A 19,178-nucleotide genomic window follows, 5' to 3' on the forward strand; every position below is an offset into this window, starting at 1 on the left:
CTCGATGCGAGGTGGCCGAGCTTCTCGTATGACGGGCGAAAGACGCGGACGGCCTCGCCCCCTCAGCTGGCTGGAGCGCGCAGGAGTCGCTCCCGTGTGGCCTCGGGCAGCACCCGGCGCAGGACCGGTGCGGTCGAGCTGATGGATGAGGCGAAGACGGCCACGATGTCGTGCGGGACACTCGGGCCGAAGGACACCGCCCACAGGCATGGGGCGCCGAGCGCGGGCTCGGCCCATGCCTGCCACCCGGCCGGTCCCGGCTCGTCGGCTGCAGTGGTCAGGACGCGCGGGTCGGCGTCCTGGATGAGAGGTGGCACGTCGCCGAGGCTGAGGTGCGAGGCGAACGTGGGGTCCGTCGCTGCCGCCTGGGGCCTGTCGATGTCGCGGAGCCAGCCGTGCGTGGCGACGGCGTCGAGGACCTGTTCGGGTCTCCCCAAGGGTTCGGCAGGCTGGTCGCGTGCGTCGAGCGCGACCAGGAAGTCGGCCACGGCCTCGCCCGGGACGTCGGGGGTGAAGTAGGCCGACCACTGGGCGACGGGGCTGCCCGTCTCGGCTCGGGCGGAGATCTGCCATGCGATCGGGAGGTCGCCCAGAAGGAACGGCTCGTCGGCCAAGCTCCACTGGGCCCATCGCAGCGTGTCCGGGCTGATGTGCAGGACGGTGCTGCGCAGGACCTGGCGATCCTCGTCCGTGTCGTGCGGTTCGTGCCGTCCGCGGACGATCGTCAGGCTCGTCCAACCCAGGCCGGAGAGCGTGTCGGCGACGGTGTCGTAGAGGAGCCCGTCGTCACCGGCCAGATGCCGGGGACCGACCCAGAACGCGGGCTGGCCGCCAGACGAAGCGGACGGAGAGAGAGGAACGTCGGGGTACAGGGGCGCCTCCAAGGGCTCGATGCGGTTCTACTGGCCGCCGGCAGTACGGCGGGGACGGCGCGGGGGCGCCTGGACGGAACTCTGCCAGGCCAGGGCGACGGCAACTTCGGGCGGCAGGTGACCGAGCTGCGCGTCAGCGTCGTTTGTCTCGGCGAGGTAGACGACGGTCCGGCCGGTCTCATCCACGCTCTGTACGATTTGCGCCAGCCGGTGGGCCATCGGGAAGTAGGGATTCACGGCTTGGCGGACCGGGGCGTCCGGATCACAGCCGGACAGCAGGTCGATCACTTCGCGGACGGTCATCTCCGGGGACGTCACGAACAGCCTCCTGGGGCAGGGATCGGTGAGCGGTGGACACGAACTGCGTCCTCCGGGCACGGACTACCTGTCGGCACGCCGGTCAGACGCGATGCGAGGTCCCCAACGCGCGCGCTACGGCGGCGGCGACGATGTCGGCCGGCGTCTCCGTGTCGAACACCATGCGGTAGCCAGGAACACTGGCCGTGCCGGTGACAGCGATGATCCATCCCTCCCCGTCGGGGCCAGGACGGCCGTTCGGGAACCAGCGGAGGTAGAACCTGCCGTCCTTGCTGCTGACGTGCACGTCCGCGCGGTCGTCCACGATCAGGTGGAAATCTTCTGCGGAGAACAGATCCGTCACAAGCGTGGGTTGACCCGGACCGAGTTGCCATTTACGCAGCCGCAGGGCCTCGATCGTGGTGGAGAAACCAGGGGCGTCGGGCATGACGCTCAAGGCAATCACCTCTCTGACCTGGGGTTTTGCAAGGTTGTCTACGTTGACATGCTCTTGCACACGTTGGCCAGTCTTTCCGTGCTCTTTCCTGTCTGCCCCCGGCGAACTGGCTCGCGGCACGCCGCTGTGGGCTCTCAGATCCCGGGTCATTTGCTCAGTCGCGATGTCATGTGACTGGCCGAACTGACACGGATTGAGAATCGCTGGCCACTGCCGTCACTCGTTTGAGGACTCCGTTGCCAGCGGGATACCGCACCGCGGGCAGCCGTTTGCGTGGTTTTTTTGACAGACGTAGCGGATGGCGCCATCCACGCACCATTCGGCGGCTTCCTCGGACAGCAGGTCGGGCCCGGCAAGGAGCAGCCGACGAAATTCCGTGGTGTCCGCAATCTCGGCCGGCCGGTTGGTGAACCACTCGTCGAACCAAGGCTTGTCCCGGTGCATGCGCCAGTGCGCATTCTCCCGGTCGTCGACAGCCGTAAGGAACCGATCGACGATGTGCCCCCAACTCGGTGCTCCGAACCAGCCGTTGTCGGTCGCGCAGAAGGATTCGATCAGGGTTCGCAGGCCGAACTCCTTCTCGCTAAGGCAGTACCTTCGCCCCCATGAGATCGCGGCCTGTGCCATCTCCGCGAGTTCTTCTCGCGGATCATCCTCGTGTGCCGGGTCGTCAGGGTTGTGGCAGGCCAGCCCGAGCTCGAGCACGGACTGCCCGGTCGGTAGAACCCGGGACGGGTTGACGATCGCGAGACCGAGACCGATCCAGTCGACATGGTCGAACGACAGCATCGAGCGCACGAGTCGGGTGGTTGCCGCGTTGATCCGCATCATTGTGCCGTCGTGGAGCGGACTCTTCCCGGCATGCCAGTTCTCGACGGGTGTGTTGCGCCACACGGCGAGCGTGATGCGGGTGGCAGCGAGCCACAGCAGGGCGTCGTCGTCGAGGTGCCCGAACCGCTTGGCGCACTCCTGGGCGCCGTAGGTGATCAACTCTTCCGGTTTCGGCCACCTGTGGCTGTCGGGCCCTTCAGGCGCGTACTCGTAGTCGTCGGCGTACTCGTCGAGGATCGCGCTCAACTCGGTTGCGCTGTAAGCCTCGCTGTAGTCGGAGCTGTCCGGCTCCTCGACGGTGTACGTGTCGTGGTCCCAGGAGACGTACACGTCGTCCCAGAGCACGACGTCGTCGCACTCGCTGGCGTTGTCCGTCACAACCGGCCTGATGGTGATCGGGGCAGTACGCCCGTCGGTTCGCTCGCCGTCCTTCTTGGCTGCCCATGCGGTGATGACCTCGAGCGGCTTCGGAAGGAGGGGGCCGACCTCGGTGATGCTGAACGGCTCGTCGTCATCGGTGTCGAACCGGCTGTTGACGAACGCGACCGCCTCGGAGGGCGTGCTGACGATGGACTGGGTACCACTCTCGTTGTCAACCACTCGCCACAACGCGCTGTTCGTCACGATGCTCTCCGATCGCGGTGAGTGCACCCAGGGCGGGTGCGATGCGCCGGGTCGCTCGGCGCTGACTCCAATTATGGGCTGATCAACCCGTCCGTAGTCCCGCTGGCGCTTGTCGGCGACGACGCTCGGGACGTTCGTGTGCAACGAAGGTGTGTGAGTGGGTGGAACGGATGGTTGCCGATGCAGGTTCGTGACGCTCCGGGCCGCGTTGCAGCCTGCTGGACAGCGTGAGGAAATGACACCGATCTGAGACAGCCGCCTGCCGACACATCGTGAGACTCAAGGGAAAATCCAGGTCACAGGGTCGGCGCCTGACATTGAAGTTGAGAACCTACAGCTGCCGAGGCTCCTCCCGACCTGCCGTTCCGAGGCACCGGACGTACCGTCGGATTCATGGACGCGGCCAGATCACGGCGCATCGATGCCACGACGGACCGAACCGCCGCGGCGCACCTGCTCGGCTGCGCACCCAGCAAGGTATCTCCTCACTCTGAGCCGTAGTACAGCCGGAGGAACTCCTCTATCGCCGCGTCGACGCCGGCGCGGTCACCGGTGGCGAGCAGGTCCAGCAGCAGGCCGCGGACGGTGGCGAGTCCCAGCCTGGCCCGGTTCCGGGCCACGGCAGGGTCGGCCCCCGCCCCGACCTCGGCGGCCACGAGCGGCTCCAGCCAGTCCGTCACCAACCCTTCGAGGACCGGGGCGGCCTCGGGGCGGCCGCGCAGCGCGTGCCCGCAGATTTCGAAGAAGAGCCGTTCCTGACCGGCCAGCCGAGGGGCCGTGAGCTGCCGCCACAGCAGCCGCGCGACATCGGCGGGCGAGAGACCGGGCTCCAGGCGGAGCCGGGACAGCACATCGCGCTGGCGCCGCTCCGACGTCCGGACGATCTGCACGAGCAGCTGTTCCTTGGCCCCAGCAGACGCTGGCCGCCCGGCTCCAGCGCAAACACGGTGCGGAACCCAGACCGTGGTACCTGGTATCCCTCCACTATCTGGTGGACGACGACGAGCCGTTCGAGTTCGTCACGGAGATCGGGACGGACGGCTACGAGGTGCGCAAAGTGGCTCAGTACATGGATGGCCGACTCGTCCGCGTCGATCGGGATCACCCGCTGCAGGGCCCGGTCGAGCTCAGCTCGGAGCGCGTTCCGTCATGGACGGAGCTCGAAGACGCCGAGGGCCTGCACGTCGAGGAGACATCCGCGGAATTCTTCGAGCGACGCTGGCATGAAGCGCTCACGGGCTTCATCGGGCAGTGCCGCCCATCAGGGACTTGACGCTGTGACACGGCCTGACTGGTAGGCCGCCCGCATGTTGAGGTGTCGCGTACGCCTCGGCGAGCTTGCGTCTGGTGTCACCGTGTGTGGTCTCCGGGCGCGTATCGACTCCAGGTGCCGCCGGCCTCGGTGACCACAGTCAGTGATCGCTACAGGCATGGGTCACACCATGTTGGACCAGGGACTATCCGTTGGCGCGGTACCCCTCGGAGGGCATGGATTGGCGTGGTACTCCTCGGAGGGCAACGAGTCCCATTCAGTATTCGCGCCATCGCGCGGCACCATGAACAGCGGACGCGAGCGGACGGCCTCCCCGACCTGTTGCGCGCGCATGACGATCCCGGGATCATCCGGTGCTGCATAGCCCTCGGGCATGATGCGAAACTGCACGTCCATCGCCTCGGCATAGGCGATTGCGTCGCTCTCCAGCTCCGCCATGTCCCTCCCGACCAGCGGGAGACCGTCGTACGCGACCTGAGGACCCCGCGCGGCGTCGACAGCGATGCAAAACAGCCCCACAGCCTGGCTCACATAGGCCGTGACGGCAGGCGGAGAAGGAGCGGCCTCGCGACGGTGGACTTCGACCTTCCAAGTCGGCGAGAAGATCGCGTGGTCCCGTGCACAATCGCTGACCTTCGTCTGGCCGAGTATCGCAGCCGCCTCGACCAGTTCGTCGAGGGTCATACCGAACCGGAGCGGTCCGACGCCGACAGCCGGCGAATACGACCACTCATCCCGTTCGGCGACCCCGAAATCGGCTTCGGTCTTGAACGCCACAGTCGCTCCTCTAGACACACCTGAGAACTTGCCGCGCCCATCATGCCAATTGCCGACCAGCAGGCTGCCGGGTGCCGCCGAGCTCGCACACATCACTCAGCGCGATTCCCAGCTGGGCTCGGCCGCGAATACGCGACACCTGAACATGCGAGCTCACCAGTCCCGAGGCCGGGTTCGGCGGCGTTCGCGACCGGCGCCCAGGTGACCATCCCGGTCAGCGCGGCCGCGACGGTGACAGCTCGGACCGCGAGACCGACGAATCGAGTGTGCATGGGGCTCCTTGAGTAGTAGAGGAGGTCAGCGGGTGCGGCTGGTGCTGTGCGTTGCGGGCGGCGGGGCAGCGGCCCTGAGCGCGGTCCGGCCCGCAGCGCGGGTGGGCGCGGTCGCGGTCCAGGCGCCGGGGAACCAGACGGTGGTGTACTGCTCGATGGCGTCCCTCAGCCCAGTGGTGACGGCCCCGTCCCATGGTGGCCGCCCGGGGCGGTGGTACTTGTCGAACGTGCCGTATCGGTGCGTACCGGGGCGGATGTTGGCAGCTTCGTCGCGGCGGTGGAAGGTCTGGTGGTCCAGGAAGCTGAGCGCCACTGCGTCGATCTCGCCGCGGTCCGGGTGAACGATCGCCACGCGCAGTCCGCCGTAGGTGTCTGCGTAGATGGTGGGGATGAAGTCGATCCGCATTCGCAACGAGGCTTCCGGAGCTGGGGCGGCGAAGTAGGTGTTGCCCACGACGGTACCGTCGGCGAAGGGCAGGCACAGTTCGGCGAAGAACTCCGGGGCGTACAGGGACAGGGGCAGGGAAGATCTCCGGTCGCGTTCGGTCGGTGTCAGCGGCGGGGGCCGGGCAGGGCCGGGCGGCTGGTGGTGCTCCAGCGTGGGACGCTGGTCGCGGGGATCGCGGCGGGGCGGCGGGCTGCGGAGGCCCGCCGTACGTCGAGCGGGGTGGGGGCCGGCGGCTGCGGCGGAAGGATTGGCGTGAGCTGGACCATGTCCTCGATGTAGCTGGACTTGTCCTCGCGCCAGCGGGGCAGCGGTGCCGGATCGGCGACGCAGCGCGTGACGGCGGCGAGCAGAGCGACGGGGGTGTCGGTGCTGGCCGTCGCGTACCAGGCGGGCCGGTCGATGGAGTTGCCTGCCCACAGCTGCCAGCGGGCTTCGCGGGTGGTCAGCTCGGCTTTCGGGTCGAGGTCTCCGGTGGCGTACTCCAGGCCAGCGCGTGCGTCCGGGGCCTGGAGGGCGTAGACGTTCCAGCGGGGGTGTTCGAACTGCCAGCCGTGCTTGATGAGGGGGACGACCACTTGGAAGGGATCGTGTTCGTCGGTGCCGGCGATCGGCCGGGCGAGGTAGGCGTCGGGGCCGCGCTCGTAGGCGGAGGCGAGTGCGGTGGTGAAGGCGGTGACGAACTCGGTGGGGACGCGGCCGTTGAAGCAGGCGCCCCAGACCGGAGGGGCGAACGGGTCGTTGTAGGCGTTGATGCGCCAGAGTCCGTCGTCCTCGCCTTCGGGCAGGTACCCCAGACGCGCGCTCCGGTCGGGAGCGGTCACGTACGCGTTGCCGAGGTCGTCGTGGCGGAGTTCGAAGCCGAGGTTGAGGAGGGGGGCGAGAGCGGGGTCGCCGATGGCGGTACTGCCCGCGAGGTAGCGGGGGAGACGAAGACGTCGCCGTCGATGTCGCGGCCCGGATCGGGCTGGGGTTTCATCGGTCCGCCCGCGTGGTCACGGTGATTTCGGCGGCAGCGGTGTCGAGGCGCTCGTTGACCTCGGTGGTGTTGCGGCCGGTGACGATGTAGAAGCCGGCCCTCGCGGTGAAAACGTCGCCCTGGGGAGGCAGGAGGATCGGCTCGCCGATCTCGCGGATCCACTGCACCTGACGAAGCCAGGGGGTGTGCGCGGCGAACGGCTGGTTGATGTGCCGCGCGGTGAGGGTGCCGGAGGCGGCCGGGTAGAGCAGGCGGATGCCCGCGGCCCCGTTGCGGGTAGGGGTGAGGTCCGGCACTCGGCCGCAGGCAGTGTCGGCTGCGGCCTTGGGCAGGTCGATGCCGGTGGCAAGGCGGACGAGGTGACCGATCATGTCGCCGCCGATACGTGCGTTGACCTCGATCAGCCGGGGGCGCCCGCCCACTAGGCGCATCTCGACGTGTTGCACGCCGTCGGTGATTCCCAGGGCCTTGATTGCGGCAGCGGCGGCGGGGGCGACCTGCGGCAGGAGCGGGTCGGCGGCGTCGACGGTATGCCCGGTCTCGTCGAAATACGGTGCGGGGCCCAGCTGCTTGCGGGTCACGGCGACGGCGGTGGTCACGCCGCAGCGGGTGACGCACTCGACGGAGACCTCCGGGCCGTCGAGGTACTCCTCGATCAGGACGTCAGTGTCCTCGCGGCTGCGGCTCGCGCCGGATGAGGCGAACTCGAAGGCGGCGGGCAGCTCGTCGGCGTGGTCGACGCGGATCACGCCGATGCTGCCGGCGAACGCGGTGGGCTTGATGACGGCCGGATAGCCCAGGCTCGAGATTGCCCGTGATGCCTCCGTCAAGGTCCGGACCTTCACCGACCGAGCTGACGGCACCCCGTGGCGGGCGAACAGGGAGCGGGCGGTGGCTTTGTTGCGGCAGGCGCGCATCACCTCGACGGAGTTCGCGGGGAGGTCCAGGGCGCGGGCGAGACGGGCGGTGGAGATGAGGTGCCACTCGTCCCAGGTGACGATGCCGGCGAGGTGGTGGCGCGCGGCGAGGGCCCGGCCGGCGGCGAGCAGTTCGGTGGTGTCGTGGAGATCGGCGACGGCGTGGTCGACGATGTAGGGCTTCTCCCATGACGGTTCGGTGCTGGTCAGCAGGACGATGTCGTACGCGGCGGCGGCCTGCTCAAGGCAGTAGCCGCGCAGCGTCTGATCGCCTGCGGAGACGACGAGCAGGCGGGGGCGAGCGGACAAGTAGGAGTTCTCCGAGACGGTGGACGACAGGATCAGGTGCTGGGGGTGTCAGGCGGAACGGCGGCGGCGCAGCTCGAACGCGCTCGCCCAGTGGGGGTGGGCGGCGATCAACCGACGGGCGTACAGGGCGGTAAAGTTGTTGTTCAGCCCGGCTACTCCGTAAGGGAGTTGACGGCGCAGGTCTTCGAAGAGGTCCTTGAGGCTGACGCGCGTGGCACCACCTGCAAGACGTCGGGCGGCCATGCGTTCCAGCTCGCGGTAGACGTGCGGGTGCTCGGCGTCGAAGGCGTAGAACCGCTCGGTGATGGTGCGACCGTTCGTACGGTTCGCCCAGGAAATGGCAGTGGACATGGGCGAGTTCTCCACAGGCTCGAGATGTGCGCGGGTCAGGTGCGCAGGGCGGGATCGGTACGCAGGCGAACGAAGGCGGTGGCCAGTCCGAGGGCCTGCAGGACAGCGCACGCGGTGATGACGGGGCCGAGCGCGTCGGGTGGGGTCAGGGCGGTGAGTACACCGGCGACGGGGTAGGGCAGCAGCAGGATGAGGATGGTGGCCGAGAGGGTGCTGCCGAACTTGTCCGGCGGGATCAGGCGGGAGCGCAGAGTGCGCAGTACCACTGTCATGCCGCCGTCGGCGGCCATCAGGACCGCGACCAGGAGCAGATAGGTCAGGTAGTCCGGGGCTCGGGCGGTGGCGAAGCAGGCGAGCGAGGCGAGGGCGGCGCAGGCGACGCCGACCGGCCACAGGCCGCAGCGGTCGATCGCGAACCGGCACAGCGTGATGCTGAGGAGGGTCGCTGCGGCAGCGGCGGACCAGAGCAGGCCGACTGCGGTGGTGGACTGCCCGTAGTGGTTGACGACGATGACGGGACCGGCCGCCTGGAGGACGGCGCCGGCCAGGTTGGAGAGAGTCAGGCCGGTCACGAGCCAGCCGAGCGCGGGCAGCGAGCGGATAGTGCGCAGCCCGATGAGCAGGCCCGTGCCTGTCTGTGCCTTCGCTCCCCGGGCCGGGACGGCGGGTGCGGTATGTGGGCGCAGGGCGAGCAGCGCGGTGAGGAGCGAGAGTGCGGCGATCACCGTGAGCATGGGGGCTGGGCCGGTGAGCAGGAGGAGGCCGGCGAGGGCCGGGCCGGTCAGGGTCGCGGTCTGGTCGATTCCGAACAGGACCGCCTGGACCCGGTGGGCCCGCGTGCCCGCCCTGCGGCCGGCAGCGGCGCCGGCGGTTTCGGCGGCGACGTAGCTGAACTCGGTGAGGACCCCGGTGGTGGCTGCGAGCGCCATCACGGTCGCGCTGGCCGTGGTGCCGGAGGGATGGAGGTGCAGGAGTACCGCTCCGGCGGCCAGGGCCAGCGCGCGTCCCAGGGAGGCGAGGAAGGCCACGCTTGATGACCCGCGCCGGTCTACGAGAGCGCCGGCCCATCCGAACGCGGCGAGTCTCGGAACCCATTCCAGGGCGAATGCGAGGCCCGTCAGCGCGGCCGAGCGGGTCGTGGCCAGGACCAGCAGGGGGATGCCGTAGGTGGCCATGGCCGAGGTGAGGGCGCTTGCCGAACGTGGCAGGTAGACGCTGCGCAGCGGTCCACCCGTGTGGGGTGCGTGCCGGGGTGCGGCGCTTGTGCTCACGCGGCAGGCTCCGAACGCGGGCCGACGTTTTGCGGGTGGGCGGTCAGCCACCGGGTCAGCAGGGCGCGCGGGCGGGCCAGGTCCTCCTCGGCCTCGGCAGTGGGCCGTTGCACGACGTGCGGGTAGCCAGGGCTGTCGGAGGGCTCGGTGGCGATCGAGGGCTCCAGCAGGCGGAGGCAGTGACGGATGCGGCTGGTGAAGTCGCAGGTCGGCGCCGGGTAGGTGTGGTGGCGGGCCCAGCGGGCGCTCGCGTCGTAAAGGTCGGCCAACTCCATGCCTGCCTCGGTCAGTTCGAGGCCGGCGCCGGGAACGACTCGGATGAGACCGTGGGCGCGGGCTGCTTCGGTGGTGCGGCGCAGGCGGTGGCGAGAGACGTCGGGGAGGGTGCTGGCCAGCCGTCGGGGCGGTATCGCCCCGTTGCCGTCGATCTCGGTGATGAGCCGGATCAGGGAGCGGGAGGCCAGCAGCCGTACGGCGGCGTGCAGTTCGGGCCGGGTGAAGAGAGTGGTCATCGGCGTGGGCCTCCCGCGGCAAGTGCCTCCAGGGGGCGGGCGGCGGCGTGGGAGAAGAGAGCCCCGCTCTGCCAGGTCGGGCGGGGGGACGCCCCGGTCTGACGGTGCGGGGGCGTCGCGGGGGTCGACCGGGACTGGTTGCTGACCCACGGCTTCGCCACGGGCATCGTCTTCGGGCGCCCCCACACGGGGTGCCGGGCCGCCTGGTCGAGGGACTTCCCGGCGGACCATGCGGACAGCGCGCCGAGGACGGGCCCCAGGCCCTCGCCCGCTGCGGACAGCCGGTAGGGCGCGCCGAGGCCCTCCGTGTGCACCAGGCCGTCCGCGACGAGCTGGCGCAGCGGCGGGTAGATGTTGGTCGAGTCGCTGGAGGGCATGACGATGCTGGCCAGGGCCCGGCCGCTGACCTCCGTGCGGGTCTTGAGCGCCCACAGGATGGCGGCGGCGTGGCGGCGGGTGAGCAGGGTGAGGCTGTCCTCGATCTGCTCGATCGCGGGCAGCGGGCGGTCCGGCGTCTCCAGGTGTGCCTCGGCCCAGGTGACGATCAGTGGCAGGACCGGCAGAAGGGCCGCGCCGCGGTCGGTGTGGGAGTAGGTGACGTGCCGGGAGGTGTGCTCGGTGCGCTGGACGAGCCCGGAGTCGCAGAGCGCCTTCAGTTTGGGGTGGAGCTGGCCGCCCTGCAGCCAGGACACCTTGGCCGCCAGTTCGCTGTAGCGCTGGGGCGGTCCGGCCAGCGCGAGCAGGATCCGCACGTTCCAGCGCGGGGTGATCATGGCGAGGGCCTCGGTGACCCGGGCGATGTCGGCGTCGGTGTCGGGGGGCAGTGCGGTGGCGGTCAAGGAAGGAACTCCTGGGTGGGGAGGGGAACTCGGCAGCCGGTCAGCGGCTTCGCGCCGTGCTCTCGGCTGTGCGAGGCGGAGTCGGTGGGGAGGTCGTCGCGGTCGGCGGGGAGGGGGCCGGGAGGCGGGCGAGGCTCTGCAGGACGGCGGAGATCGACTTGGCCTGTACGTCGCGGACGGCGACTGCTGCCGCGAGCTGGCGGGAGCCGTCGAGGAGGTGGGAGACCTCGTGTCGGCCGATCTGCCGCTCGGGGTGGATGAACCGGGCCAGGTGGTCGCGGTGGAGGTCGATGCTTCCTTCGGCGAGGGCGAGGTCGGCGTGCATGCCGAGCAGGGCGGAGAGCATGCCGGGCGGCTTATCGCGCACGCGGGATTCGAGTGCGGCGATCGGTGCGCCGTAGAGGTCCTCGATCCGTCCGGCTATCTCGGCGGAGGTGGGGTGCAAGCGGGGACTTTCACGGTCGGCGGGCCCGGGCCGCCCCGGCACGCGGGGGTGCCGGGGCGGCGGAAGGGGGCAGCGTGGCGGTGGCCCTGGGCTGCGTGGTTCGAACTGGGCGCGCCTGCTGGTCAAGCGGGGGCATGGTGCGCAGCAGCTCGTCGAGCGCGGCGCGGTAGCTGCCCCGGGCATCGAGCGCCGCTTCCAGCCATTGCGCGTCGAAGCGGAGCTTGTCCGCCGACAGCTGGCCCATGTCGCGGTCCGGATGCATATCCGCGTGTACGCGGTCGCGAACGAGGGCGACCTGCTCCTCGACCATAGCGAGGAAGGAGCGCAGCTCCAGGGCGTGCCTGAGCGCGGGAGAGGTATCGGATCCAGCAGCAGCCTCATGCAGCTCGGGCACGGAGACACCGAAGGCGGTCTGCAGATCGCCGTCCATGGTGCTGGCCTTGAACCTGCTCATCGCAGGGCCCTTCCCTCAGAAGGCACCGGCACCGACGGAGCTACACCTGCGGGTCGGAGCGGAATGCCGGTCTGGACCGCCGGCCCGGTTCGCGCGCGCAGGCGTGCCAGATGCTGGGCGGCGAGCCCCTTCCTCCCCGGAGCGTCCGGGTCGAGGAGCCACCGCAGGACCTGCGCCCGCCCATCACGAACGGCGACGGCAGCGTTCACCCGGTGGGCGAGATCCATCGTCGGGTCGTCGACCTCGCTGGGCTGGGATTCCAGAGCGGTGAGGAGGTCGTCCTCCGCGCGGTCGAGCACCGACTGGGCCTCGACGAGGAGGCCGTGCCACCGGATGACGCCGGTGGCGCCGGGATTCACCGTCGGCGCGGCCGCGACCGCAGCCTTCAGCTGGGCCAGTTTCATGCCGAAGTGGGCTTCGACATGCCCGGTGAGAACGCCCACGACGTCCTCGTCGCCATCGGGAATTCCGTCAGCCAAAGGAACACTCCTTTCGGGATGCTTGGAATGCACAGGTGCCGGTGGGGATGGCCTTTCGGCGCTGGGTGTGTGGCTGTCAGTCCAGGCACATGCGGACGTCGCGGTAGACGTAGGTACCGGAGACCCAGCCCTTGACGCCCGTGGTCTTGTCGGTGATGTAGAGCCAGTTGCCGCTCTTCTTGGCCACGGTGAACTTGTGGCGCCGGTACAGCACGCCCACCGCGGTGGACTTCGTGGTGGCCTTGGACCGGATGGTCACGGCGGTGGTGTGGACCGTGTACGGCAGCGGCGGCTGCGAGGAGCAACTGGTGTAGGAGGCCGCGGTGACGGCGGTGGGGGCCGCGCTGGCGGTGGTGGCTGCCAGCACCGGCAGGGCGAGCGCGCCGAGCATCGCTGCGGATACGGCAATTCGAGTGGAGCGCATGCGGAAGAAACCTCCGAGAAGGCATGGTGATTACAGGGAAAGAGGTCGCTGCGGGGTTTTCCCGGCGGCTGTATAAGAGTCCGGGGAATGGCCGGTTTGGCTAACCGGCGATCGTCGGTTATGTTCCGCCGCTTCCGGTACCCGGTGTGCTCAGCGGGAGCGGCCGGGCGGGCGCGCAGCAGGACCTGTGGGCAAGCCGGCGGGACGGCGGGCCGCAGCTGCCGGGCGGACTGGCGGCAGAGGGCTGGCCTCGACGGTGAGCCGGTCGTCGCACCATTGCAGTGCCTCGTCAGCGGTGTCGAAGCCGCCCTCGCGCAAGGTGTGCGTCCAGGCGTCGGTGTCGACTTCCTCGACCACGACGCGGAACGGCGAGGCAGCTTGCTCGTCCAGGGCGCGCAGCACCACGACGACGACCATGTCGTCCGGGTCGTCTCGGGTGTAGGAGTGGCCCATCGCGTAGTGGTCGCCGTCGCCCGCGAGGCGTCGCTCCAGCGCGCGCGTCCTCTCGTCCGCCGGCGGGGGCCCCAGCTTGGGGTTGAGGCCGATTGCGTCGGGCGGGCAGCCGCGTCGGATGAGCCAGGACTGTGCCATCGCGGCCAGCGGCATCGGGGCCTGCTGGAAGCTGACGGGCCGCTGCGTCCGGTCCCGTTGCAGGTGAACTGCGATCAGTTGAGGTTCACCGGGGATTCCCCAGGTGGCAGAACGGTCGAACAGGACGTAGTAGCTGTGTACGCCGTCGACGGTGTGGTGTTGCGCCAGGGGCACCAGCGTGTCGTCGTGGAAGGTGACCTGCCGGTAGAAGTCGAGGCTGACCTCGTTGTCGGTGTCGAGGTCGTCGTGGCCGACGTCGACTCCGGGAATGCGCATTTGGTGCGGCGCCGGATCGGTAGTGGACAACAAGGGCCTTTCGGTGAAGCTCAACGCCGCTGCGGGGAAGTGGACGGCCATGCCCCAGGCCGAGCCGAGGGCAGTGGCGCCGGAGACACCGGCGCCCGGCGGGCTGCGAGCAGCGCGGCACGTCCGGCGTCGGTCAGGGCGACCGGCTGGCCGGCGTGCGTGGGGTGGCTGGTGTCCCGGACGGCGAGGCCGGCCTCTTCCAGCCTCTGCAGCGTGGTGTGCGGGATGCGGGTGCCGGAGGCAGTGGCCACGGACACGCGGCCGGTCAGGAGGTGTTCGTGGAGCTTGGCTCCGCCCGCGAGCGCAAGCAGCGCTGCCTGGTCATCGGTGGAGAGCGTGCGTTCGTCCGGCGTCGTGGCCGCTGCGGCGGCCTCGATGGGCTCCAGTAGCGCGAGCACCCAGCGGGCTGTGGTTTCCTGCACGCCGACCGCATCCTTGAGTTGATCGACGGTGCGGTCGATGCGGTCGAGCAGCGCGTAGTCGACAGGGAACTCGCCGCTGGTCAGACGGGCAAGGAGCCGGAGGTGGAAGGTGACACCGGTCTGGGCAGCGGACAGCTCGCGGTGCCGGTCGACCAGTTCGGCGTGGGGTTCGTCGAGAACACCACGGTCGCGGTAGGTCCACAGGGTGTCGATGTCGTAGCCGGTGGCGGCTTCGACGCGCTGGTCGAGGGGGGATACCGCACGCCGGACTGCGGCCGGGGCGGGTTCAGAAGGCATGGGCAGGTCTCCGTGCGGTCATCGGGTGCGAGGTGGCGCGGCGTTCCGCGCCAAGCGGGGAACGCCGGGCGGTGCGATCGCGGGTGACGGTCCGGGGCGGGGTACGGGGCCGCGGGTGGTCAGCTGCGGAGAGCGGGAGCGTGCCGCGTGGGTGCGTGCGCTCAGCGGCCGGCGGGCCATGCCCAGGCGGGCGCCCACGGTGTCGTAGACGTCGTTGCCCGCGCGCGGGCGGACCGCGACGACATGGATCTCCCGCCGGTAGGTGGACTCCGCGGGCGCGGGTCGCACCCCGTAGACGACGCGCCAGTCCCGGCGGGAGTCGATGAACAGCTTGCGGTAGCCCTCCAGGTCACCGGTCAGATGCAGACCGAAGCGGCGCGCGTTCACGACTTCCTGCAGGTAGGCGAGGGTGAGGTCGCGAATGTCGCTGGGTGCCTGGAGGAGGTCGGTCAGGGCACGGGGGTCGAAGCTCAGGCCGAAGGCGGGCTGTCCCTGCGCCTCGGTCATGACGCAGGCTCGTCCGGCTCGGCAGGACCGTCGCTCGCCGTGGTGGCGGCTGCCTCCGTGCGCACGGACGGCGGCGGGCCGGGCAGCAGCCGGTGCGCGGGCCGGTCAGGAGAGGTCATGCAGGCCGACAGCGGTCCGCCCGGCGCGCGGACCGCCGCGACGGCGTGGGTGAGGAAGTCCCGGTGCCACACGAACAGACCGGACAGCCCGGCCTCGGGGTCCTTGTGCTGCTGGTACGCCAGCCACAGAGCGTGAAGCCAGGCCACGACGTCGTCGTGCTCCTGCCATCGCAGGCACCAGGGCGCCGCGGTGGTGACCTCTGCCCCGTAGACAGGCAGGAGGAAGTCGTCCACCCAGTCGCTGAGCGTATCGAGTTCGTCCTCGCGTTCTTCCCCGGCCAGTTCCAGGATCGGGCGGGGCCCGGGCACAGCAGCGGGGGGCGGACCGCCAAGCCCTGGCAAACCGAACGCGGCGAACGGAGACGGGGGCGGGGCGGAGGCGAGATGGTCGAGCTGCTGGGCATGCTCGGCCGACTGCTCCATGAGCCGTCGGACGCTCGCCTCGATTCCCTCCAGATGCTGGTCCGGAATTCGAACCGGCTCCAGCCCCCCGTCGTCTGCGGGCTCTATGGATTCAGGCATGAAAGGTACGGCCTCCTACAAGACGCGCGGGACGGAAGGGTGATTCGGAAACGCCGGCGGCGGCCCGGAAATGCGATCTCGGTCTTACGTGGCGAGAACCATGTCGTCCCGGGTGCGGGTCTCACGGAGCGTCTCGGTGAGCCGGTCGGTGGCGATCGACGCATAGTGCGCGGTCTTCTCCACGCCGATGAAGTCCCTGCCTTCCAGCAGGGCGGCCACGCCCGTGGAACCTGAGCCGGCGCAGAAGTCCAGCACCGTGCCCCCCTCGGGGACGATCTTGACCAGCTCGCGCATCACCCGGACGGGCTTTTGCGTGATGTGCTGGCGCGTCGCCCCCGACGGCTGGGATGCCGAGTAAAGGCCGGGCAAATAGACCGGGTTACGGGAGCCGTCGATCGACCCCTTCGACGCCCAGACGATGAACTCACAGTTCTGGGTGAACCGGCCCTTCTGGGGCCTGGCCTGCGGCTTGTGCCAGGCCAGCACCCCGCGCCACAGCCACCCGGCCGCCTGGATCGCATCCGTCGTGATCGGCAGCTGCCGCCAGTCGGTGAACAGCAGTGCGGTGCCGCCGTCACGGGTGAGGCGATGGGCTTCGGTCATGATCTGCGTCAGCCAGAAGCCGTAGCTGCGCTGGTCCATGTTCTCGCCGGTGAAGTCAGCAAGGCCGTTCTTGGCGTCGGCAGAGGTGTACTTCTGCTTCGCGGAGCGAGTCGTGCGTTCCTTCGCAGTCCGCCCGCCCGAGTTGTACGGCGGGTCGGTGATGACGGAGTCGACGCAGTCGTCCGGAAGACTGGAAAGGACGTTGAGAGCGTCTCCGTGATGCAGGGAAAACGGCAAAGAGGAACCCCGATTCGGGTATGGAAGACGGAGGGAACTCCTCGCTCGGCCCGGACCCTTGTGACCGCGTTCGGGCATGCGTGAGCCAAGGAGGCTCACTTCGAGAAATCGGGCGAGGGGAGTTCGAAAACTGTAGAAGCGAACACGGAGACGACCAAGAAGTCCGCTACAGAGGTGCCGGATTCCGGCACCTCACACCGCTTTTTTGGTCAACCGCCGTTACCTGCCTACAGTTTTGGAACCGCCCGGCGCGCACCGCTCGCAGCAACGCCTCCATGCCTGCCCCGTTGCCCAGGCGCCGTCATCCCGTCTCCTGACCAGGTGCCGTGAGCGGCTGCTCGTCCGCCGGCTCGCCTCGCTTCCTCCCCGGCCTCCGCGCTTCATCCCGGTCCGCCGGACATCCTCGAAGGACATCCTTATGACGTCGCGTTACCCACCTATGCCCGCAGACCCGGATGAGCGCGTGCTGCCATCCCGTTGAAGGCGGCGTTCGCCGCCGGCATCGGGGTCGTCTTCCTCTCCCCGATCCTGCTCGCCGGCACCGGCATGATGCTCGCCTCTTCCTCCGCGGCCGCCCAGAGCGCCGACTCGGCCAGCCTCTGCCTGAACGACGTGGATACCGACCAAGTCGCGCAGCAGGTCGGCAAGATCCTCGACGGGGCATCCGGCAAGAACGTCCACATCAAGGGGCTCGACCTACCTGCGGAGCAGATTCCCAACGCCCGGACGATCGTGGCCACGGGCATCAGCCTCGACGTGCCGCAGAAGGGGCAGATCATCGCGCTCGCCACGGCGATGCAGGAGTCCCGGCTGCGCAACCTCGACTACGGAGACCGCGACTCACTCGGCCTGTTCCAGCAGCGCCCCTCGCAAGGCTGGGGAACCGCCCAGCAGATCCGCGACCCCGTCTACGCCTCCACCCAGTTCTACAAGCATCTGCTCGCGGTCCACGGCTGGCAGCAGATGACCGTCGCCCAGGCCGCGCAGGCCGTCCAGAGGTCCGGCTTCCCGGACGCGTACGCGAAGTGGCAGCAGCTCGCCACCGCGCTGCAGGAAGCCATCGCCAAAACCTTTCCAGGCAGCGCCACCGACACAGGCGCCAAGGATTCCGGCGGGCACAAGGCGCCCGCGTCCGGCACGACCGGCTGCGCAGACGGCTCCTCCTTCGGTCCCATCCCCGAAGGAAGCGTCCCGAAGGGATACACGATCCCCAAGGACGCCGCCCCGAAGGCGCGCAAGGCCATCGAGTGGGCCATGGCTCAGCTCGGCACGCTCTACCAGTGGGGCGGGTCCTGTACCGCCTCCCACGGGCCCGACCCGATGGGCCGGTGCGACTGCAGCTCGCTGGTGCAGCAGGCGTACGCCCACGCCGGCGTCACGCTCACCCGCACCACGTACACACAGGTCCACGAGGGCAACGCGGTCTCGCCCGCCCATCTCCAGCCCGGTGACCTGGTCTTCAGCCGCGGCAGCGCGAGCCGCCCCGAGCACGTCGGCATGTACATCGGCGAGGGCCTCGTGATCGAGGCTCCGCGCACCACCAAGCCGGTCAGGATCACAGCGATCAAGGACTGGACGGTGCTCGCCGCCCGCCGCGTCCTCTGACGCCACGGCAGCCGCTTCCCGCGCCCCGAGCGCAGTCCCTCTTCTCTCCCCCTCCGCTGGTCCTCTGCGTGGCCGGCGTCTGCAAGGAGTCCCGCCACACCTATGCTCCTCCCCCTCTCCGACCACGTCATCCAGCTCGCCTACGACCCGGGCATCTCCCCTCAGGGCGGTGGCCTGCCCGGACTGAGCGTGCTGAAGAACGTCGTCAACAGCATCAACCTCTTCGGGATCATCGCCGTCGTCGGCGCCCTGGCCGTCTCGCTCGGTGTCTGGGCCTGGGGCCACCACACCGGTGGCCATCAGGCCGAGGCCAACGGCAAGAAGGGTGCCGTCGTCGCCGCGGGCGCCGCCCTCGGCCTCGGCGCTGCCAACGGCATCGTGAGCTTTTTCTCGGCCCTCGGATCCCAGGTCCACTGATGCGGAACCGCCTTTCCTCCCCGTCGCGGTCCCCCATCGGCAGCGGCTGGTCGGTCACCCAGCGCCTCACGGTCATCGCCGTAGTCATCGGCGTCCTGCTCGCCACCGCGGCCGCGGTCGCCTGGGTGTCCGGCAGCAATGGCGGCTCATCCCCGACACGCACCACCGCGGCCGAACCAAACAGCCCGGGCTCTACCGCACCCGCACCGAAGGCCGCTACCGAGACCGGGACTGTGGCCCAGCCGCCACAGATCGCCGAGCCCGTCGCCTACGCCCGGGCCGCCGCCCGGATGCTGTGGTCCTACGACACCCGCCACACCAGCCACGACCAGCAACTCGCCGGAATGCACGCCTGGATGACCCGCGAGACCAAGTACGCCGACTGGGCCTCCGTCTCCGGCCAGGTCCCCGACCCGCTGCTGTGGTCGCGAATGGCCGACCAGGACCAGCACGCCACCGCGCACATCACCGAAGGCCACTACCCCGGCGCGTTCAAGGCGGCCCTCGCCGACAACCCGTCCGCGATCACCGAGGCATACATCTACGTGGTCACCGTCAACGGCAAGCAGCAGATCGTCTGGAAGAAGGGCGGCTCCGGGGCCGAGGAGCGCGCCGTGACCCTGGCCGTGCAGTGCCGCCCCGGCCACGACTGCACGCTCGCCGCCATAGCTCCCAGCGTCACGCAGTGACCCACAGCGACACAAGAAAGGAGGAGTGACGTCCC

The 19,178-nt window shown here is 69.6% G+C and carries 25 protein-coding genes and 1 pseudogene; 4 read left to right on the forward strand and 22 right to left on the reverse strand.

Going from position 1 to position 19,178, the window contains the following annotated elements; genetic code table 11:
* Positions 1-62: 62 nt before the first annotated feature.
* The 5 genes from ACWEEU_RS18470 to ACWEEU_RS18490 form a co-directional block, all read right to left on the reverse strand.
* Entirely contained in the window at positions 63-884 is an 822-nt protein-coding gene (locus ACWEEU_RS18470) for a DUF317 domain-containing protein (protein ID WP_451733531.1), read from the reverse strand.
* Between the two features lie 15 nt (positions 885-899).
* A complete protein-coding gene (locus tag ACWEEU_RS18475) occupies positions 900-1,190 on the reverse strand; it encodes a hypothetical protein (protein ID WP_451733534.1) in 291 nt (96 codons plus the stop codon).
* Between the two features lie 82 nt (positions 1,191-1,272).
* The gene (locus ACWEEU_RS18480; RefSeq protein WP_451733875.1) at positions 1,273-1,617 is read right to left on the reverse strand and encodes a DUF317 domain-containing protein; all 345 of its coding nucleotides are present in this window, start codon (positions 1,615-1,617) and stop codon (positions 1,273-1,275) included.
* Positions 1,618-1,842: 225 nt separating this feature from the next.
* Positions 1,843-3,081: a hypothetical protein gene (locus tag ACWEEU_RS18485; RefSeq protein ID WP_451733537.1), complete on the reverse strand. Its 1,239-nt coding sequence runs from the start codon at positions 3,079-3,081 to the stop codon at positions 1,843-1,845.
* Positions 3,082-3,566: 485 nt separating this feature from the next.
* Positions 3,567-3,971, reverse strand: coding sequence for a TetR/AcrR family transcriptional regulator (locus tag ACWEEU_RS18490; protein ID WP_451733540.1), 405 nt, complete (start codon positions 3,969-3,971; stop codon positions 3,567-3,569).
* Between the two features lie 101 nt (positions 3,972-4,072).
* Here ACWEEU_RS18490 and ACWEEU_RS18495 point away from each other — a divergent pair, with 101 nt between their 5' ends.
* Positions 4,073-4,354, forward strand: coding sequence for a DUF6881 domain-containing protein (locus ACWEEU_RS18495; RefSeq protein ID WP_451733543.1), 282 nt, complete (start codon positions 4,073-4,075; stop codon positions 4,352-4,354).
* Between the two features lie 162 nt (positions 4,355-4,516).
* Here the strand turns inward: ACWEEU_RS18495 and ACWEEU_RS18500 are convergent, their stop codons facing one another.
* The 17 genes and pseudogenes from ACWEEU_RS18500 to ACWEEU_RS18580 form a co-directional block, all read right to left on the reverse strand.
* Positions 4,517-5,131 carry a hypothetical protein gene (locus tag ACWEEU_RS18500; RefSeq protein WP_451733546.1) on the reverse strand — a complete coding sequence of 205 codons (615 nt, stop codon included), beginning with the start codon at positions 5,129-5,131 and terminating at the stop codon, positions 4,517-4,519.
* Positions 5,132-5,428: 297 nt separating this feature from the next.
* Entirely contained in the window at positions 5,429-5,920 is a 492-nt protein-coding gene (locus ACWEEU_RS18505; RefSeq protein ID WP_451733877.1) for a hypothetical protein, read from the reverse strand.
* 35 nt (positions 5,921-5,955) lie between these two features.
* Positions 5,956-6,827, reverse strand: a pseudogene (locus ACWEEU_RS18510) (DUF317 domain-containing protein).
* Positions 6,824-8,053 (reverse strand): ATP-grasp domain-containing protein, encoded by a 1,230-nt coding sequence (locus tag ACWEEU_RS18515; protein ID WP_451733549.1) that lies wholly within the window; start codon positions 8,051-8,053, stop codon positions 6,824-6,826. The pseudogene ACWEEU_RS18510 and the gene ACWEEU_RS18515 overlap by 4 nt, the downstream one beginning before the upstream one ends.
* 48 nt (positions 8,054-8,101) lie before the next feature.
* On the reverse strand, positions 8,102-8,404 hold the full coding sequence (locus ACWEEU_RS18520) for a hypothetical protein (protein ID WP_451733552.1): 303 nt from the start codon (positions 8,402-8,404) through the stop codon (positions 8,102-8,104).
* Positions 8,405-8,439: 35 nt separating this feature from the next.
* On the reverse strand, positions 8,440-9,675 hold the full coding sequence (locus tag ACWEEU_RS18525; RefSeq protein WP_451733555.1) for an MFS transporter: 1,236 nt from the start codon (positions 9,673-9,675) through the stop codon (positions 8,440-8,442).
* Positions 9,672-10,187, reverse strand: coding sequence for a regulator (locus tag ACWEEU_RS18530; protein WP_451733558.1), 516 nt, complete (start codon positions 10,185-10,187; stop codon positions 9,672-9,674). The genes ACWEEU_RS18525 and ACWEEU_RS18530 overlap by 4 nt, the downstream gene beginning before the upstream one ends.
* Entirely contained in the window at positions 10,184-11,026 is an 843-nt protein-coding gene (locus tag ACWEEU_RS18535; RefSeq protein ID WP_451733561.1) for a winged helix-turn-helix transcriptional regulator, read from the reverse strand. Before ACWEEU_RS18535 ends, ACWEEU_RS18530 begins: the two co-directional genes overlap by 4 nt.
* Before the next feature lie 40 nt (positions 11,027-11,066).
* The gene (locus ACWEEU_RS18540; RefSeq protein ID WP_451733564.1) at positions 11,067-11,471 is read right to left on the reverse strand and encodes a hypothetical protein; all 405 of its coding nucleotides are present in this window, start codon (positions 11,469-11,471) and stop codon (positions 11,067-11,069) included.
* A gap of 10 nt (positions 11,472-11,481) precedes the next feature.
* Complete coding sequence (locus tag ACWEEU_RS18545; RefSeq protein ID WP_451733567.1) at positions 11,482-11,925, reverse strand: hypothetical protein; 444 nt, start codon at positions 11,923-11,925, stop codon at positions 11,482-11,484.
* Positions 11,922-12,404, reverse strand: coding sequence for a hypothetical protein (locus ACWEEU_RS18550; protein ID WP_451733570.1), 483 nt, complete (start codon positions 12,402-12,404; stop codon positions 11,922-11,924). The genes ACWEEU_RS18545 and ACWEEU_RS18550 overlap by 4 nt, the downstream gene beginning before the upstream one ends.
* 76 nt (positions 12,405-12,480) lie before the next feature.
* Complete coding sequence (locus ACWEEU_RS18555; protein WP_451733879.1) at positions 12,481-12,795, reverse strand: SH3 domain-containing protein; 315 nt, start codon at positions 12,793-12,795, stop codon at positions 12,481-12,483.
* A gap of 183 nt (positions 12,796-12,978) precedes the next feature.
* A complete protein-coding gene (locus ACWEEU_RS18560) occupies positions 12,979-13,695 on the reverse strand; it encodes a hypothetical protein (protein WP_451733573.1) in 717 nt (238 codons plus the stop codon).
* Between the two features lie 50 nt (positions 13,696-13,745).
* Positions 13,746-14,444 (reverse strand): hypothetical protein, encoded by a 699-nt coding sequence (locus ACWEEU_RS18565; protein ID WP_451733576.1) that lies wholly within the window; start codon positions 14,442-14,444, stop codon positions 13,746-13,748.
* Between the two features lie 18 nt (positions 14,445-14,462).
* Positions 14,463-14,951, reverse strand: a complete 489-nt coding sequence (locus tag ACWEEU_RS18570) for a hypothetical protein (protein WP_451733579.1) — start codon at positions 14,949-14,951, stop codon at positions 14,463-14,465.
* Complete coding sequence (locus ACWEEU_RS18575) at positions 14,948-15,493, reverse strand: DUF4913 domain-containing protein (protein WP_451733881.1); 546 nt, start codon at positions 15,491-15,493, stop codon at positions 14,948-14,950. Before ACWEEU_RS18575 ends, ACWEEU_RS18570 begins: the two co-directional genes overlap by 4 nt.
* A gap of 183 nt (positions 15,494-15,676) precedes the next feature.
* Positions 15,677-16,432 carry a DNA-methyltransferase gene (locus ACWEEU_RS18580; protein ID WP_451733582.1) on the reverse strand — a complete coding sequence of 252 codons (756 nt, stop codon included), beginning with the start codon at positions 16,430-16,432 and terminating at the stop codon, positions 15,677-15,679.
* A gap of 477 nt (positions 16,433-16,909) precedes the next feature.
* Here ACWEEU_RS18580 and ACWEEU_RS18585 point away from each other — a divergent pair, with 477 nt between their 5' ends.
* The 3 genes from ACWEEU_RS18585 to ACWEEU_RS18595 all read left to right on the forward strand — a co-directional run bounded on the left by ACWEEU_RS18585 (position 16,910) and on the right by ACWEEU_RS18595 (position 19,143).
* Entirely contained in the window at positions 16,910-18,037 is a 1,128-nt protein-coding gene (locus ACWEEU_RS18585) for a C40 family peptidase (protein WP_451733585.1), read from the forward strand.
* 102 nt (positions 18,038-18,139) lie between these two features.
* Entirely contained in the window at positions 18,140-18,454 is a 315-nt protein-coding gene (locus ACWEEU_RS18590; RefSeq protein ID WP_451733588.1) for a DUF6112 family protein, read from the forward strand.
* Complete coding sequence (locus ACWEEU_RS18595) at positions 18,454-19,143, forward strand: hypothetical protein (RefSeq protein ID WP_451733591.1); 690 nt, start codon at positions 18,454-18,456, stop codon at positions 19,141-19,143. Before ACWEEU_RS18590 ends, ACWEEU_RS18595 begins: the two co-directional genes overlap by 1 nt.
* The last annotated feature ends 35 nt before the right edge of the window (positions 19,144-19,178 follow it).

This window comes from Streptomyces sp. NPDC005004, from assembly GCF_053600675.1.

What these genes read in the sequence shown, in the direction of transcription:
- ACWEEU_RS18480 (WP_451733875.1), bottom strand. Translation starts at nt 1,617, where the DNA reads ATGCCCGACGCCCCTGGTTTCTCCACCACGATCGAGGCCCTGCGGCTG.
- ACWEEU_RS18595 (WP_451733591.1), top strand. Translation starts at nt 18,454, where the DNA reads ATGCGGAACCGCCTTTCCTCCCCGTCGCGGTCCCCCATCGGCAGCGGC.
- ACWEEU_RS18555 (WP_451733879.1), bottom strand. Translation starts at nt 12,795, where the DNA reads ATGCTCGGCGCGCTCGCCCTGCCGGTGCTGGCAGCCACCACCGCCAGC.
- ACWEEU_RS18545 (WP_451733567.1), bottom strand. Translation starts at nt 11,925, where the DNA reads ATGAGCAGGTTCAAGGCCAGCACCATGGACGGCGATCTGCAGACCGCC.
- ACWEEU_RS18530 (WP_451733558.1), bottom strand. Translation starts at nt 10,187, where the DNA reads ATGACCACTCTCTTCACCCGGCCCGAACTGCACGCCGCCGTACGGCTG.
- ACWEEU_RS18520 (WP_451733552.1), bottom strand. Translation starts at nt 8,404, where the DNA reads ATGTCCACTGCCATTTCCTGGGCGAACCGTACGAACGGTCGCACCATC.
- ACWEEU_RS18565 (WP_451733576.1), bottom strand. Translation starts at nt 14,444, where the DNA reads ATGCCTTCTGAACCCGCCCCGGCCGCAGTCCGGCGTGCGGTATCCCCC.
- ACWEEU_RS18560 (WP_451733573.1), bottom strand. Translation starts at nt 13,695, where the DNA reads ATGCGCATTCCCGGAGTCGACGTCGGCCACGACGACCTCGACACCGAC.
- ACWEEU_RS18590 (WP_451733588.1), top strand. Translation starts at nt 18,140, where the DNA reads ATGCTCCTCCCCCTCTCCGACCACGTCATCCAGCTCGCCTACGACCCG.
- ACWEEU_RS18570 (WP_451733579.1), bottom strand. Translation starts at nt 14,951, where the DNA reads ATGACCGAGGCGCAGGGACAGCCCGCCTTCGGCCTGAGCTTCGACCCC.
- ACWEEU_RS18575 (WP_451733881.1), bottom strand. Translation starts at nt 15,493, where the DNA reads ATGGAGCAGTCGGCCGAGCATGCCCAGCAGCTCGACCATCTCGCCTCC.